Source organism: Pseudomonas brassicacearum, from assembly GCF_918698105.1.
Taxonomy (GTDB): domain Bacteria; phylum Pseudomonadota; class Gammaproteobacteria; order Pseudomonadales; family Pseudomonadaceae; genus Aquipseudomonas; species Aquipseudomonas brassicacearum_F.
Map to the genome: position 1 here is coordinate 1 of NZ_CAKKMI010000002.1, position 13,171 is coordinate 13,171.

Sequence of the window (13,171 nt, forward strand, 5' to 3'; positions counted from 1 at the left end):
CTTGATCTTGATTTTGATCTGGGGCGCCCCATTAACCACGATGGCCGAACGCAGGCATTGCGCAGTGGGCATCCCGGCATGGATGCCGGGATAGCCGCGCTGGGCCATGGATGGCCCTTCGCGGCGGGCCCACGGAGCAATGCCGGAGTGAGGGCACACCGAGCCTAGGCGAGGTGCCAAGTGGTGGGGCAAAAGCGTTTTGGTTACTTTTGCGCTCTTCAAAAGTGACCCGCCGTAAGGGCGGAACCATAAGCCGCCGTGACCTAAATAACGGATATACACACCGAATCAGGAATTCCCAGCGACCGGCTCAGAAGCACCCAACCCCGGCCCGGCCGAATAACGAATCACACTAAGAACCGCCAACGTAGCAACCACCAACCCAGGCGAGGTCGCCAGCAATACAGCAGTGGTCCCACCCCCGGCCGCCAGGATCTGCCCAGCGGCCAGAGGCCCGGCCACCGACCCCAGGCGCCCGATGGCCACCGCAGCACCCACCCCCGTCGCACGCACCGCCGTAGGATAGGAGGGCGGTGCCAACGCATAGAGCACCAACTGCGCAGCCATGACAAACAACCCGGCGGCGAACCCGGCAATGGCCATGGGCACGATACCAACGGACAACCCGACCCCGCCCAGGGCGCTCAGCAGCCCGGCATAGACGTACAGCACCACCTTGATGCCATTGCAGCGGTCCAGCAACAGGCCACCGAGCAACGAGCCAAGCGCTCCGCCGATGTTGAACAGCATCTGCACCAGGCCGGCCTGGGGTTTGCTGAACCCCTGTTCCAGCAGCAACGACGGCAGCCAGTTGAGCAACATGTACATCACCGTCAGGGTGAAGAAATAACTCAGCCACAGCGCCAAGGTGGTACGGCCGCGACCTTCACCAAACAATGCCTGGGCGGTGGAGCCGCGCGATGAGCCGTCATCCCGGGCCCGGCGAAAGGCGCTGGACTCGGGGAGCCACAGGAGCATCAGCGGGACCACCAGCAAGGGTGCCAACCCACCGATGAAAAACGTCATCTGCCAGTGCTCGCCAAACAACATCGCGACCACTGCCGCCAACGCACCACCCAACGGCACGCCGGCATACATCACGCTGATGGCCGTGCCCCGGCGCTGCTCGCCCACGGCTTCGGCGCACAGGGCAATGAGGTTGGGCAGGGCGGCGCCCAAGCCCAGGCCAGTCATGAAACGCACCAGCAAAAGGCTTGAGAAGTGTTCGACATAAGCGGTGCTGAGGGAAAACACGCCAAACAGCAAGACGGCGATGACGAGGATTTTCTTGCGACCGATGCGATCAGCGATCCAGCCACCGAAGAACGCACCTGGCAACAGCCCGATGATCCCGGCGCTGAATACCCAACCCATCATTTTCGGGTCCAGGGCAAACGTCTGTCGCAGCCCTGCGGCTGCGGTACCGGCTGACTGAAGGTCGAAACCCTCGATCAACGCGACGATGAAACACAAGGCGATGGTCAGCGTCGCACGACGCGCCGGAAGGTTCATGGCAAATCCTCTTATTGTTTTTGTGAGGGACACCGGCTCGGAGGATAACCGGCCGGTGGATTTAAGATTAACAAAGCTAACTAAAAAATGAACGGCGCCAAGAGGAACACCATAACGGGCGAGATCATTATGAAAATCAGCGGCTTGGAAAGAATCCAAGAGTAAATTGATAAATTAGTTAATGATATTAATGTTCGATTATCGGTCGCTGTTGATTGACGAAGCGCCCGTACCGTTTCCATTCTTGGTGCGCACGGCCCCCATCACCAAGGCTGGGCCGATCAAAACAACAACAATAACTGGATATCGAACATGCCAAACCTTGCTCGGGACACGCTGTCGGCGCGCCCTGTTTCATCCTTCGTCCCCCTGCTGGCCTGTCTCGGGCTGAGCCTCGGTTCTCCCGTGTGGGCGGAAGGATTCATCGACGACAGCCACGGTACGTTGACCTTGCGCAATTACTACATGGACCGCGACTACAAGGACGATGGCGCCAAGACCGCAGCCCGGGAATGGGCTCAGGGTGTGTTCATGAACATGGAGTCGGGGTTCACCCCGGGCGCGGTTGGGTTCGGCCTCGACGTGAGGGGGTTGCTGGGCATCAAGCTCGACTCGTCGCCGGACCGAAGCGGCACCGAACTGTTGCCGGTGTCGAGCAGCGACAAGCGCGCAGCTGATGAGTATTCGCGCCTGGGCGTGACCGGCAAGCTGCGTTTCGCGCAAACCACGGTGAAGACCGGCGATGTGTCGATCTTCCTGCCGTTTGCCTTTGCCAGCCCATCGCGGCTGCTGCCGCAGACCTTTCGCGGGACGACCCTCAGTTCCAAGGACATCGACGGCTTGACGTTGAACACCGGTTATATCGATCGAATCGCCCGGCGCGATTCCACCGACTACCAACCGATGAGCATCGCCTCGCCCAACCGTCGTTTCAACGGTGCGGCGACTTCTTCCCATATGGCGTACGTGGGCGGCGACTACCAGGTCAACAAAGACCTCAGCCTGCGGGCCTACCACGCCGAAGTGGCAGACTTGTACCAGCAGAACACTCTGGCGCTGTTGCATAACCTGCCCTTGGGCGATGGCGTCCTGACCACCGACCTGCGCAGTTTTTTCAGCGACGAAGACGGCGCGGCCAAAGCCGGAAAGGTGGATAACCGCAATGTCTCGGCGCTGGTCGGCTATCGCCTGGGCGGGCATCGCTTGAGTCTGGGCTACATGCACGCCAGTGGCGATACGGCCACGCCTTATGTGTCTGGCACCGAGCTGATGGGCTTGAGTGAAATGACCATGAGCTCGGACTTCCTCAATGCCAAGGAACGCACCTGGCAGGCGATCCATGACTATGATTTCGCCGCCGTGGGCGTGCCGGGCCTGCGGAGTCGGCTGCGGTATGTGCGTGGCGATCACATCGAACTGGCGGCCCTCAATGCCGAGGATCGCAAGGAGCGCGAGTTCCAGATGGAGCTGGGGTACGTGATCCAGAGCGGTCCGCTGAAAAACGTCGGGCTGCTGGCACGCAAATCGATCTATCGCAACGACTTCCCGGGTACGGCGGCGTTTCGCGACGAGAACCAGACCCGGTTCCTGGTGACGTACAGCGTGCCGATCTGGTGATGCCTTGACGAGGATGCCGTGCTTTTGTGGCGAGGGAGCTTGCTCCGCTGGGCTGCGAAGCAGCCCTAAGCTATTGATTGCGGTGCTTCAGACAAACCTGGTCGACTGTCTTGGGGTCGCTGCGCAACCCAGCGGGAGCAAGCTCCCTCGCCACAGGGGAGCGGTGTCCTTTATTGGTAAACCTTCTTCAACAACCGCAACAATTCCTCACGTTCAGCCCCCGAAAGGGTCGCCGTGGAGTCAAGGTCGCTCTGTGCGGCGATTTGCTTGAGTTCCTTGAGCAGGGTTTCGCCGGTCTTGCTCAGGAAAATCCCGTAGGAGCGCTTGTCCGGCTTGCACCGCACGCGCACGGCCAGGGCCCGGCTTTCCAACTTGTTCAGCAGCGGCACCACTTGTGGTGGCTCGATCGCCAGGGCCTTGGCCAGGTCGGCCTGCATCAGGCCGGGATTCTGGTCGATGATCGCCAGGGCCGAGAACTGGGCAGGGCGCAGGTCGTGGACGGCGAGCCGGCCAATCAGGTTCTGGAACAGTTTCAACTGGGCGCGGCGCAGGGCGTAACCGATCAGGTCGTCCAGCGCAGAGTCCAGCGGCGCTTGCGCGTCGGTACCGGCGGCCAGGGGCTCGGCGGGTTCGGCAAGCTTGGAAGACTTGGCCATCGAAGTGAACTTCCTCAAGGTAAGTGATTAACAAGGCTATCCAGTTTGCCGGGGTTGCGGCGCCCTGGCTATGGGCTTGCGCATATTCGAGATTTGTAACCTTCGGTCAAGGCCCGGAAAAATACAGATAAATCGATTAATAGTTAATTGACATAACTAATTTTCCAGTTTAGTTTTTGATCATCTTCAGCCAAGAACAAGAGAGCACGCATCATGAGCAACTACGAAGGTCGCTGGAAAACGGTCAAGGTCGATATCGAGGAGGGCATCGCCTGGGTCACCCTCAATCGTCCGGAAAAGCGCAACGCCATGAGCCCGACCCTCAACCGCGAGATGATCGACGTGCTCGAGACGCTGGAGCAGGATCCGGCCGCTGGTGTATTGGTGTTGACCGGCGCCGGTGATGCCTGGACCGCCGGCATGGACCTCAAGGAGTATTTCCGCGAAGTGGATGCCGGGCCGGAAATCCTTCAGGAAAAAATCCGTCGTGAGGCGTCGCAATGGCAATGGAAGCTGCTGCGCATGTACGCCAAGCCAACCATCGCCATGGTCAACGGCTGGTGCTTTGGTGGCGGTTTCAGTCCGCTGGTGGCGTGCGACCTGGCGATCTGCGCCGACGAAGCGACCTTCGGTCTCTCGGAAATCAACTGGGGCATCCCGCCGGGCAACCTCGTCAGCAAGGCCATGGCCGATACCGTGGGCCATCGCCAATCGCTGTACTACATCATGACCGGCAAGACGTTCGGTGGGCAGAAAGCCGCCGAAATGGGCCTGGTCAATGAAAGCGTGCCCCTGGCGCAGCTGCGTGAAGTCACGGTGGAGCTGGCGCGCAACCTGCTAGAGAAGAACCCAGTGGTGCTGCGAGCCGCCAAGCATGGTTTCAAGCGCTGCCGCGAACTGACCTGGGAGCAGAACGAGGATTACCTGTACGCCAAGCTCGACCAGTCGCGCCTGCTCGACACCGAAGGTGGCCGCGAGCAGGGCATGAAGCAGTTCCTGGACGACAAGAGCATCAAGCCCGGCTTGCAAACCTATAAGCGCTGAATGGACCGGCGAATGGCGGGCCGCATCCCGCTGTTCGCTGCGTCGCCCTGGCGCTACTGTTACACCGCTGCGATGCATTCCCGATAAAGACAATAAAGAGGAATCACCATGCTGGACGTGCCCCTGTTGATTGGCGGCCAGTCGTGCCCGGCCCGTGACGGCCGGACCTTCGAACGCTGCAACCCGGTGACGGGTGAGGTGGTGTCTCGCGTGGCCGCCGCCACCCTTGAAGATGCCGACGCCGCGGTAGCCGCGGCCCAAGCGGCGTTCCCCGCCTGGGCCGCGTTGGCGCCCAACGAACGCCGCACGCGGTTGTTGCGAGCGGCCGAGCAGTTGCAGGCCCGCAGCAGTGAATTCGTCGCTGCTGCCGGCGAGACCGGCGCCATGGCCAATTGGTACGGTTTCAACGTGCACCTGGCGGCGAACATGCTGCGCGAAGCCGCTTCCATGACGACCCAGATCAATGGCGAAATCATTCCTTCGGACGTGCCTGGCAGTTTCGCCATGGCCCTGCGTCAGCCTTGCGGCGTGGTGCTGGGCATCGCGCCCTGGAACGCCCCGGTCATTCTCGCCACCCGCGCCATTGCCATGCCGCTGGCCTGCGGTAACACCGTAGTACTCAAGGCTTCGGAAATAAGCCCGGCGGTGCACCGGCTGATCGGCCAGGTGTTACAGGACGCCGGCCTGGGTGACGGCGTGGTCAATGTGATCTGTAACGCCCCCGCGGATGCGCCGGCCATTGTCGAGCGGTTGATCGCCAACCCGGCAGTGCGCCGGGTCAATTTCACCGGTTCGACCCACGTCGGGCGCATCGTCGGTGAACTGTCGGCGCGCCACCTCAAGCCGGCCTTGCTGGAACTGGGCGGCAAGGCGCCGCTGCTGGTGCTGGACGACGCCGACCTGGACGCCGCAGTGCAAGCGGCGGCCTTTGGCGCGTACTTCAACCAGGGCCAGATCTGCATGTCCACCGAGCGACTGATCGTCGATGCCCGTGTGGCGGATGAGTTCGTCGCCCGCTTGACCGCCAAGATCGCCACCCTGCGCGCTGGCGATCCGGCGGCCGCTGAGTCGGTGCTCGGCTCGTTGGTCGATGTCAGTGCCGGTCAACGCATCAAGGGGCTGATCGACGATGCCCTGGCCAAAGGCGCAACGCTGGTAACGGGTGGGCAGTTGGAAGGCAGCATCCTGCAGCCGACTTTGCTCGACGGCGTCACTGCGCAGATGCGCCTGTACCGCGAAGAGTCCTTCGGCCCGGTGGCAGTGCTGCTGCGCGGTGATGGCGATGAAGCGCTGCTGCGCCTGGCCAACGATTCCGAGTTCGGCCTGTCGGCCGCGATTTTCAGCCGCGATACCAGCCGCGCGCTGGCCTTGGCCCAACGTGTCGAGTCGGGCATTTGCCACATCAATGGGCCGACCGTGCACGATGAGGCGCAGATGCCCTTCGGCGGGGTCAAGTCCAGTGGTTACGGCAGCTTTGGCGGCAAGGCGTCCATCGAGCATTTCACCCAGTTGCGTTGGGTGACCTTGCAGAACGGTCCCCGGCATTACCCGATCTGAAACCCGTCGCATCGCGGGCGATCGAGCCTAGAACGCCGTTGCCCCGATGCAGGCCAGAATAATAATGACAAGGCCGCAGCCCCGTGCTGCCGCGCTCCGCTCGCATCGCGACCCGAGTGTGCCTTGGTGGAGGAAATGTACGTGAGTTCCGAGTCCAGATCGTCCTCCCGACCCGAGGCCGGGCGGTATCGCCAGGTGTCGATTGGTCATCCTGCCGTCGAAGTCCGGGAGGAGCGTGGCATCTTGCACATGCGCTCCCTGGAACCGCTGGCCCCGCTGCCGGCGCGATTGCTCGAGCGCTTGGTGCACTGGGCCGAGGTGCGCCCAGAACAGACGTTTATCGCGGCCCGTGAAGCCGGCGGTGACTGGCGTCGCGTCAGCTATGCGCAAATGCTCGACAGTGTCCGGGCCATCGCCCAAAGCCTGCTCGGCTATGGTTTGTCGGCCGAAAAACCCTTGGCGCTGCTCTCCGGCAACGACATCGAGCACCTGCAAATGGCCCTCGGCGCGATGTACGCCGGTATTCCCTATTGCCCGGTATCGCCGGCCTATTCATTGCTGTCCCAGGATTTCGCCAAGCTGCGCCACGTCTGCGATCTGTTGCAGCCGGGGCTGGTGTTCGTCAGCGAAGCCGCCCCGTTCGAACGAGCGATCAATGCCGTGTTGCCGGCGCACGTTCCCCTGATCACCGTGCGTGGTGAAATGGCGGGCCGGTCGAGGACAAGCTTCGCCAGCCTGCTGGCCCAACCTGGCGGCGTCGAGGCCGAGCAGGCGTTCGCCGCCACCGGCCCGGACAGCATCGCCAAGTTCCTGTTTACCTCAGGCTCCACCAAGCTGCCCAAGGCGGTGATCACCACCCAGCGTATGCTGTGCGCCAATCAGCAGATGCTGCTGCAGACCTTTCCAGTGTTCGGCGAGGTGCCGCCGGTGCTGGTGGACTGGCTACCGTGGAACCACACGTTCGGTGGCAGCCACAACGTCGGCATCGTGCTGTACAACGGCGGCACGTTCTACCTGGACGACGGCAAACCCACCGCCCAGGGCTTCGCCGAAACCTTGCGCAACCTTAAGGAAATTTCGCCGACCGCCTACCTGACCGTGCCCAAGGGCTGGGAAGAATTGGTCAGCGCCCTGGAGCGGGACGGTGAGTTACGCGAGCGTTTCTTCAAGCGCATCAGCCTGTTCTTCTTCGCGGCGGCGGGCCTGTCGCAAAGTACTTGGGACAGGCTGGACAAGGTCGCCGAGCAGCACTGTGGCGAACGTATCCGCATGATGGCGGGCCTGGGCATGACTGAAGCGTCGCCGTCCTGCACCTTCACCACTGGGCCATTGTCCATGGCCGGCTACATCGGCCTTCCGGCACCCGGCTGCGAAGTACGGTTGGTGCCGGTGGACGGCAAGTTCGAAGGGCGTTTTCGCGGGCCGCACATCATGCCCGGCTACTGGCGCTCGCCGCAGCAAACGGCCGAGGTGTTCGATGAGGACGGTTTCTATTGCTCGGGGGATGCGATCAAACTGGCCGATGCCAGCCATCCGCAACTGGGGCTGATGTTCGATGGGCGGATTGCCGAAGATTTCAAATTGTCTTCCGGTGTCTTCGTCAGCGTCGGGCCGTTGCGCAACCGGGCGGTGCTGGAGGGCACGCCCTATGTCCAGGACCTGGTGATCACCGCCCCGGATCGCGAGTGCCTGGGGGCGCTGGTGTTCCCACGGCTTGCGGAATGCCGACGCTTGTCAGGCCTGGGTGCGGACGCCAGCGAGGCCCAGGTCCTCGCCAGCCCGCCGGTGCGCCAGTGGTTCGCCGACTGGCTGCAACGCCTGAACCGCGAAGCCAGCGGCAACGCCAGTCGTGTGGAGTGGATAGCGTTGCTCGATGAGCCGGCCTCCATCGACCGCGGTGAAATCACCGACAAGGGCTCGATCAACCAGCGGGCGGTGTTGCAGTGGCGGGCGGGGAAGGTGGAGGCGCTGTATCGCGGGGTGGATGTGTCGATCCTGCGGGCGGGACCTGTGGCTTAAAGCAAGAATTGTAGACCCACAACAAATCCCCTGTGGGAGCGAGCTTGCTCGCGATAGCGGTGGTTCAGCAGCAGAGATGTTGCCTGACACACCGTCATCGCGAGCAAGCTCGCTCCCACATGAGGTCCGGGGACTGGTTTGTGATGTTTAACGCCGTCCTAGCAACAAACCCACCACCAGCCCGAACCCCGCGGAAATCGCCACGGTTTGCCAGGGGTGGCCGCCAATATAAACCTCAGTAGCATCGACCATGGGGCGGGTACGTTCCCTGGCGCTGGTGACCGAGTCGAGCGCCTGTTGCAGTTTCTGGGATACCTGGCCTCGCAGGTTTTCGGCCTCTTCGCCCACCAACGAGGCACTGCTCTTGAGCAATTTTTCCGATTCTTCAATCAGCGCCGTCAATTCGCTGAAGGCTTGATCCTTGATTTGCTCTCCGTTCGCTTGCACGGTGCCTTTACGGGCCATGGAAGTACTCCTTGTGTGGATGATGGCATTGAACAATGGAGTGCTGCGCTTGTACAAAAGTTGCAACGTTCGGCTTGGCAGCGCAGCCCCATCACAAATCGTGGTTAAGACGTTTCCCTTCAAGGTGTAAGATGGCGCCTATTTACGCAACAGGTAATTCCCATGAGCTTCAATCTGGCTGACAAGCCCTTGGCCGAGCGCGCCGCGCTGGAAGACGAAAAATCCCGACTTTTTGAACTGTGGCAAAACAACCTGGGCAAGGCCAAGGGCGATGCCGCCCGCTTGTTCGGCGAACGCTCCAAACGCAAGGGCAAGTGGGCCGAGTGGGTACGTGCCGAACTGGACGGCATGTCGCCGCCGGAGTACGCCAACATGGTGCGCAGCGAAGTCAATCGACTGATGGCTGCCAACAAGTAAGCCTTAGGCGAATGTTGCCGCAATGGCCTCGCGAACCTTGAGCATGGTCGGTTCCATTTGCGTGTGGGTTCGCCAGCCCAGTTCGATGGGGTAGCGGGGCAAGGCCAGGGGGCAGGGCAGCAAGGCCAGGCCGCTGAGGTCGGCGATGGCTCGGGCGGCGTGAGCCGGGATGGTTGCCACGGCCTGGCTGCCCTTGAGCAGGAACGGCAATGCGGCAAAGTGGGTGGTCGAGGCGCACACTCGTCGACTCAGGCCAAGCCCGGCCAGCCCTTCGTCGGTGATGCCGATGAAACCACCCGAAGACACCAGCAGATGCTCACGGGCCACGAACGCCTCCAGACTGAGGGATTGTTGGCCCTGCGCCAGGCTCGCCGGGTCCAGGAGGCAGGCGTAATCGCCTTCGCCCAACACCTGGCGGCTGAGCAACCGCTGGGCGAAACCGCCCGCCGTGATCGCCAGGTCAAGGTCGCGCTCCATCAGGGCCCGACCGACGATCTGACTGTGGGTCTGGCGGAAAATCAAGCGCAGGCCCGGCGCCCGTCGGGCCACTTCGTCAATCAGGCGCCGCCCATGGGCGATCTCGAAATCGTCCGACAGGCCGACGATGACCGAGCGGCCTTCGTAATGGCTGGCATCCGGGTCGACCATTGCCAGGCTCTGGCGACATTTATCCAGTGCTTCGCTGATCACCGGCTTCAGTTGGTTGGCCCGCAGCGTCGGCGCCAGGCCCCGGCCGGTGCGCACGAATAATTGATCGTCATACAGACCGCGAAGCCTGCGCAGCGCTGCGCTGATGGCCGACTGGGTCACGCCCAGGCGCACGGCTGCGCGGCTGGCGCTGGATTCGTCATGCAGGGCTTCGAAGGTCTTGAGCAGATTGAGGTCTATGTCGGCGATATTCATAAGGCTCATATCATTTAGCAACATTCCGGGCTTTATTCATGATCGGCCGCTGCTTGAGAATCAGCAACACCTGATGATCAAGGAGTTGAAAAACCATGCCCAAATCCATTGTGGCTGCCCTGCAGATCGGCTCGTTGCCTGGCGGCAAGAGCGAGACCCTGGCACAGATCCTTTCCTATGAAGAGGCCATTCGCCAGGCCGGCGCGCGCCTGGTGGTGATGCCTGAAGCGCTGCTGGGCGGCTATCCCAAGGGCGAGGGGTTTGGGACGCAACTAGGCTACCGGCTGCCGGAGGGGCGCGAGGCGTTTGCCCGCTATTTTGCCAATGCCATTGACGTGCCCGGCGTGGAAACCGAAGCGCTGGCCGGGCTGTCGGCGCGTACGGGAGCGAGCCTGGTGCTGGGCGTCATCGAGCGTGTCGGCAGCACCCTGTACTGCACCGCGCTGTATTTCGAACCCAATGCGGGCCTGGTGGCCCGGCACCGCAAGTTGATGCCCACCGGCACCGAGCGGCTGATCTGGGGCAAGGGCGATGGTTCGACCTTGCCCGTGATCGACAGCCAGGTCGGCCGAGTCGGCGCGGCGGTGTGCTGGGAAAACATGATGCCGCTGCTGCGCACCGCGATGTACGCCAAGGGCGTGGAAGTCTGGTGTGCGCCGACGGTGGATGAGCGGGAGATGTGGCAGGTGACCATGCGTCATATCGCTCACGAAGGTCGTTGCTTCGTGGTCAGTGCCTGCCAGGTCCAGGCTTCGCCGCAGGCCCTGGGTATCGACGTTGCGAACTGGCCGGCCGAGCGGCCGTTGATTGCCGGTGGCAGTGTGATTGTCGGGCCCATGGGCGACGTGCTGGCCGGGCCGCTGAAAGGCACGGCGGGGTTACTCACCGCCGAAATCGATACCGATGAATTGGTGCGGGCGCGCTACGACTATGACGTGGTCGGGCATTACGCCAGGCCGGATGTGTTTGAGCTGGTGGTGGACGAGCGCGCCAAGCCCGGCGTGCGCTTCACTGCCTGATCACCAGTTGGCGGTGGAGCCCGGCAAGTCGAGGGTTCCGCGGTCAACGAAGCGCAGGGTGCCGAATACGCCGCCGGCGAGCTTGCCCTTGAGCACATAGGGCAGGTTGTCCAGGCTTTGGGTCTGGCTCAGGCCCAGGGTCTGGCGCAACACCGAAAATGCCGAAATACTCACCGGGACGCTGATAATTGCCTCGGAAAAGCGCGGGATCGAACCTGCCTGGTCACTGACCCCCGTCGCCAGCGTACGGTTGTTGACCTCCAGGTCCAGCGCCACGCCGTTGTAGTCGATAGCGGTTTCGTTGGGGTTCTGCACGCGCAGTTTCACGGCGAAACGCACCTCCAGGCCCTGGTTGGGCAAGGGTTCGATGCCGACCACGTTGATGTTCAGCGGGTCACGGTGCGGGAAGAGGGCGCAGGCGCTCAGGTTGAGCAGGATCAGGAAAACGGAAAGGCCGAGGATTCTGCGCATGGATAAACTCTCAAAGAATGAAAAAACGAACCCTTGTGGCGAGGGGATTTATCCCCGTTGGACTGCGCAGCAGTCCCAAAAGTCTGAATCCAACCAGTCGAGTCGGGCTAGATCATCCATTTTGGGGCCGCTTCGCGCCCCAGCGGGGATAAATCCCCTCGCCACAAAGCCAGTATGTTGCTGGGGTGACCGTGAACCAAGGCTCCTGACAGTTTCTGACACCAGCCTCTGCTAATCTGCGTCATCTTTTTTTTCCGGACAGTCCATCGTGTCGCGTACCTCTCGGTTGCTCACTTTGCTGCAAGTCTTGCGGGGCAAGCGTTGCCCGGTCACCGCTGCGACATTGGCCGGCGAACTGAACGTTTCCGAGCGCACCTTGTACCGCGACATCGCCGAACTCACCGCCCTCGGCGCGCCGATCCAGGGCGAGGCGGGCATTGGTTATGTCTTGCGCAGCGGGCTGTTCCTGCCGCCCCTGATGTTCACCGCCGATGAAATCGAGGCGATTGTGCTGGGCTTGCGCTACGTTGATCAGCGTGCCGACGAGGTGCTGGGCAAGGCCGCCGCCGACGCCCTGGCGAAGGTCGCCGCAGTGCTGGCCCCCGATGTGCGAGACGCCTTGCGCAACCCCACGGTATTGCCCGGCCCGCCGGGTTATGGCTATCCGCAGAACACCGTGGAACTGAATGTCTACCGTCAGGCCATTCGCGCCCAGGCCAAGCTGCACATCGATTACGCCGACGTGAACAAGACCCCGAGCCAACGCTTGATCTGGCCGCTGGCCCTGGGCTTTTTCAATGAGGCGCGGGTGGTGGTGGCCTGGTGCGAATTACGCGGCGCCTATCGGACTTTTCGCACTGACCGGATTGCCTCTGCCACGGAGCAGGGCGAGCGCTATCCGGGCCGACGCAGCGACTTGCTGCGTGACTGGTTTGCACTGATGAAGCTGGACGAAACCGGGCGTTTCACTCCTGACAAAAACTGACACAGGGCTGTTCTAGCATGGTGCCAGATCGATAAAACAAGGAGCCGTACCATGTCCAATCCCGTCTCTTCCCTGGCCCCGGCCATCGCCGGCTACATCGCGGCCGCCAATGCCCGTGACAGTTCGGCGGTGACGCGTTTCTTCGCCGAGGATGCCAACGTGTTCGATGAAGGCCAGCACCGTGTCGGCGCCCAGGCCATCGCCCAATGGATGGAAGACACCGCCCAGCGCTTCCAGCCGCGGGTGGAGGTCCTCAATGTGCAGCAGCGCACCGGTAAGGTATTGGTGCACAATCTGATTTCCGGGACCTTCCCCGGCAGTCCGCTGGAGTTGCGTTATACCTTCCGGCTTGATGAGCAGGGCAAGATCAGTCGGTTGGATATCTCGATTTAGCATTCTGCACTTTGGGTGGTGGACACAATTGTGGCGAGGGGATTTATCCCCGCTCGGTTGCGCAGCAACCGCAAAAAAAAGGGGTCGCTGCGCGACCCAGCGGGGATAAATCC

At 62.1% G+C, this 13,171-nt stretch carries 14 protein-coding genes; 8 read left to right on the plus strand and 6 right to left on the minus strand.

The window, feature by feature from the left end; all coding sequences use genetic code 11:
• Both LQ215_RS01095 and mhpT read right to left on the minus strand, forming a co-directional pair.
• A partial coding sequence (locus LQ215_RS01095) for a nucleoid-structuring protein H-NS (RefSeq protein WP_230147163.1) occupies positions 1–180 on the minus strand: 180 nt, incomplete at its 3' end.
• A gap of 108 nt (positions 181–288) precedes the next feature.
• Positions 289–1,512: a 3-(3-hydroxy-phenyl)propionate transporter MhpT gene (gene mhpT, locus LQ215_RS01100; RefSeq protein WP_230147021.1), complete on the minus strand. Its 1,224-nt coding sequence runs from the start codon at positions 1,510–1,512 to the stop codon at positions 289–291.
• 312 nt (positions 1,513–1,824) lie between these two features.
• Between mhpT and LQ215_RS01105 the strand changes: the two genes are divergently transcribed.
• Entirely contained in the window at positions 1,825–3,129 is a 1,305-nt protein-coding gene (locus tag LQ215_RS01105; protein ID WP_230147022.1) for an OprD family porin, read from the plus strand.
• Positions 3,130–3,299: 170 nt separating this feature from the next.
• On the opposite strand, the gene LQ215_RS01110 is transcribed toward LQ215_RS01105, so the two are convergent.
• Positions 3,300–3,785 carry a MarR family winged helix-turn-helix transcriptional regulator gene (locus LQ215_RS01110; protein ID WP_212796053.1) on the minus strand — a complete coding sequence of 162 codons (486 nt, stop codon included), beginning with the start codon at positions 3,783–3,785 and terminating at the stop codon, positions 3,300–3,302.
• A 213-nt stretch (positions 3,786–3,998) separates the two neighbouring features.
• On the opposite strand from LQ215_RS01110, the gene LQ215_RS01115 reads away from it, so the two are divergent.
• The 3 genes from LQ215_RS01115 (at position 3,999) to LQ215_RS01125 (ending at position 8,405) form a co-directional block, all read left to right on the plus strand.
• A complete protein-coding gene (locus LQ215_RS01115) occupies positions 3,999–4,829 on the plus strand; it encodes a p-hydroxycinnamoyl CoA hydratase/lyase (protein ID WP_003202420.1) in 831 nt (276 codons plus the stop codon).
• A 108-nt stretch (positions 4,830–4,937) separates the two neighbouring features.
• Entirely contained in the window at positions 4,938–6,386 is a 1,449-nt protein-coding gene (locus tag LQ215_RS01120; RefSeq protein WP_230147023.1) for an aldehyde dehydrogenase, read from the plus strand.
• Positions 6,387–6,527: 141 nt separating this feature from the next.
• Entirely contained in the window at positions 6,528–8,405 is a 1,878-nt protein-coding gene (locus LQ215_RS01125; RefSeq protein WP_230147024.1) for a feruloyl-CoA synthase, read from the plus strand.
• A gap of 147 nt (positions 8,406–8,552) precedes the next feature.
• Here LQ215_RS01125 and LQ215_RS01130 read toward each other — a convergent pair whose 3' ends face one another.
• Positions 8,553–8,870 carry a DUF883 family protein gene (locus tag LQ215_RS01130; protein ID WP_230147025.1) on the minus strand — a complete coding sequence of 106 codons (318 nt, stop codon included), beginning with the start codon at positions 8,868–8,870 and terminating at the stop codon, positions 8,553–8,555.
• Between the two features lie 162 nt (positions 8,871–9,032).
• On the opposite strand from LQ215_RS01130, the gene LQ215_RS01135 reads away from it, so the two are divergent.
• On the plus strand, positions 9,033–9,287 hold the full coding sequence (locus LQ215_RS01135) for a hypothetical protein (protein WP_003181187.1): 255 nt from the start codon (positions 9,033–9,035) through the stop codon (positions 9,285–9,287).
• Positions 9,288–9,290: 3 nt separating this feature from the next.
• Here the strand turns inward: LQ215_RS01135 and LQ215_RS01140 are convergent, their stop codons facing one another.
• Positions 9,291–10,199, minus strand: a complete 909-nt coding sequence (locus LQ215_RS01140) for a LysR substrate-binding domain-containing protein (protein WP_230147026.1) — start codon at positions 10,197–10,199, stop codon at positions 9,291–9,293.
• Between the two features lie 86 nt (positions 10,200–10,285).
• Here LQ215_RS01140 and LQ215_RS01145 point away from each other — a divergent pair, with 86 nt between their 5' ends.
• Complete coding sequence (locus LQ215_RS01145) at positions 10,286–11,209, plus strand: carbon-nitrogen hydrolase family protein (protein WP_230147027.1); 924 nt, start codon at positions 10,286–10,288, stop codon at positions 11,207–11,209.
• Here the strand turns inward: LQ215_RS01145 and LQ215_RS01150 are convergent, their stop codons facing one another.
• Positions 11,210–11,680 carry an LEA type 2 family protein gene (locus LQ215_RS01150; protein ID WP_230147028.1) on the minus strand — a complete coding sequence of 157 codons (471 nt, stop codon included), beginning with the start codon at positions 11,678–11,680 and terminating at the stop codon, positions 11,210–11,212.
• A gap of 268 nt (positions 11,681–11,948) precedes the next feature.
• Here LQ215_RS01150 and LQ215_RS01155 point away from each other — a divergent pair, with 268 nt between their 5' ends.
• Both LQ215_RS01155 and LQ215_RS01160 read left to right on the plus strand, forming a co-directional pair.
• The gene (locus LQ215_RS01155) at positions 11,949–12,665 is read left to right on the plus strand and encodes a helix-turn-helix transcriptional regulator (RefSeq protein ID WP_003202404.1); all 717 of its coding nucleotides are present in this window, start codon (positions 11,949–11,951) and stop codon (positions 12,663–12,665) included.
• A gap of 51 nt (positions 12,666–12,716) precedes the next feature.
• The gene (locus tag LQ215_RS01160; RefSeq protein ID WP_092397918.1) at positions 12,717–13,058 is read left to right on the plus strand and encodes a nuclear transport factor 2 family protein; all 342 of its coding nucleotides are present in this window, start codon (positions 12,717–12,719) and stop codon (positions 13,056–13,058) included.
• Positions 13,059–13,171 lie beyond the last annotated feature (113 nt).

Coding starts and splice junctions, on each gene's coding strand:
- LQ215_RS01120 (WP_230147023.1), top strand. CDS start 4,938: ATGCTGGACGTGCCCCTGTTGATTGGCGGCCAGTCGTGCCCGGCCCGT.
- mhpT (WP_230147021.1), bottom strand. CDS start 1,512: ATGAACCTTCCGGCGCGTCGTGCGACGCTGACCATCGCCTTGTGTTTC.
- LQ215_RS01110 (WP_212796053.1), bottom strand. CDS start 3,785: ATGGCCAAGTCTTCCAAGCTTGCCGAACCCGCCGAGCCCCTGGCCGCC.
- LQ215_RS01145 (WP_230147027.1), top strand. CDS start 10,286: ATGCCCAAATCCATTGTGGCTGCCCTGCAGATCGGCTCGTTGCCTGGC.
- LQ215_RS01130 (WP_230147025.1), bottom strand. CDS start 8,870: ATGGCCCGTAAAGGCACCGTGCAAGCGAACGGAGAGCAAATCAAGGAT.
- LQ215_RS01105 (WP_230147022.1), top strand. CDS start 1,825: ATGCCAAACCTTGCTCGGGACACGCTGTCGGCGCGCCCTGTTTCATCC.
- LQ215_RS01115 (WP_003202420.1), top strand. CDS start 3,999: ATGAGCAACTACGAAGGTCGCTGGAAAACGGTCAAGGTCGATATCGAG.
- LQ215_RS01150 (WP_230147028.1), bottom strand. CDS start 11,680: ATGCGCAGAATCCTCGGCCTTTCCGTTTTCCTGATCCTGCTCAACCTG.
- LQ215_RS01140 (WP_230147026.1), bottom strand. CDS start 10,199: ATGAGCCTTATGAATATCGCCGACATAGACCTCAATCTGCTCAAGACC.
- LQ215_RS01135 (WP_003181187.1), top strand. CDS start 9,033: ATGAGCTTCAATCTGGCTGACAAGCCCTTGGCCGAGCGCGCCGCGCTG.
- LQ215_RS01160 (WP_092397918.1), top strand. CDS start 12,717: ATGTCCAATCCCGTCTCTTCCCTGGCCCCGGCCATCGCCGGCTACATC.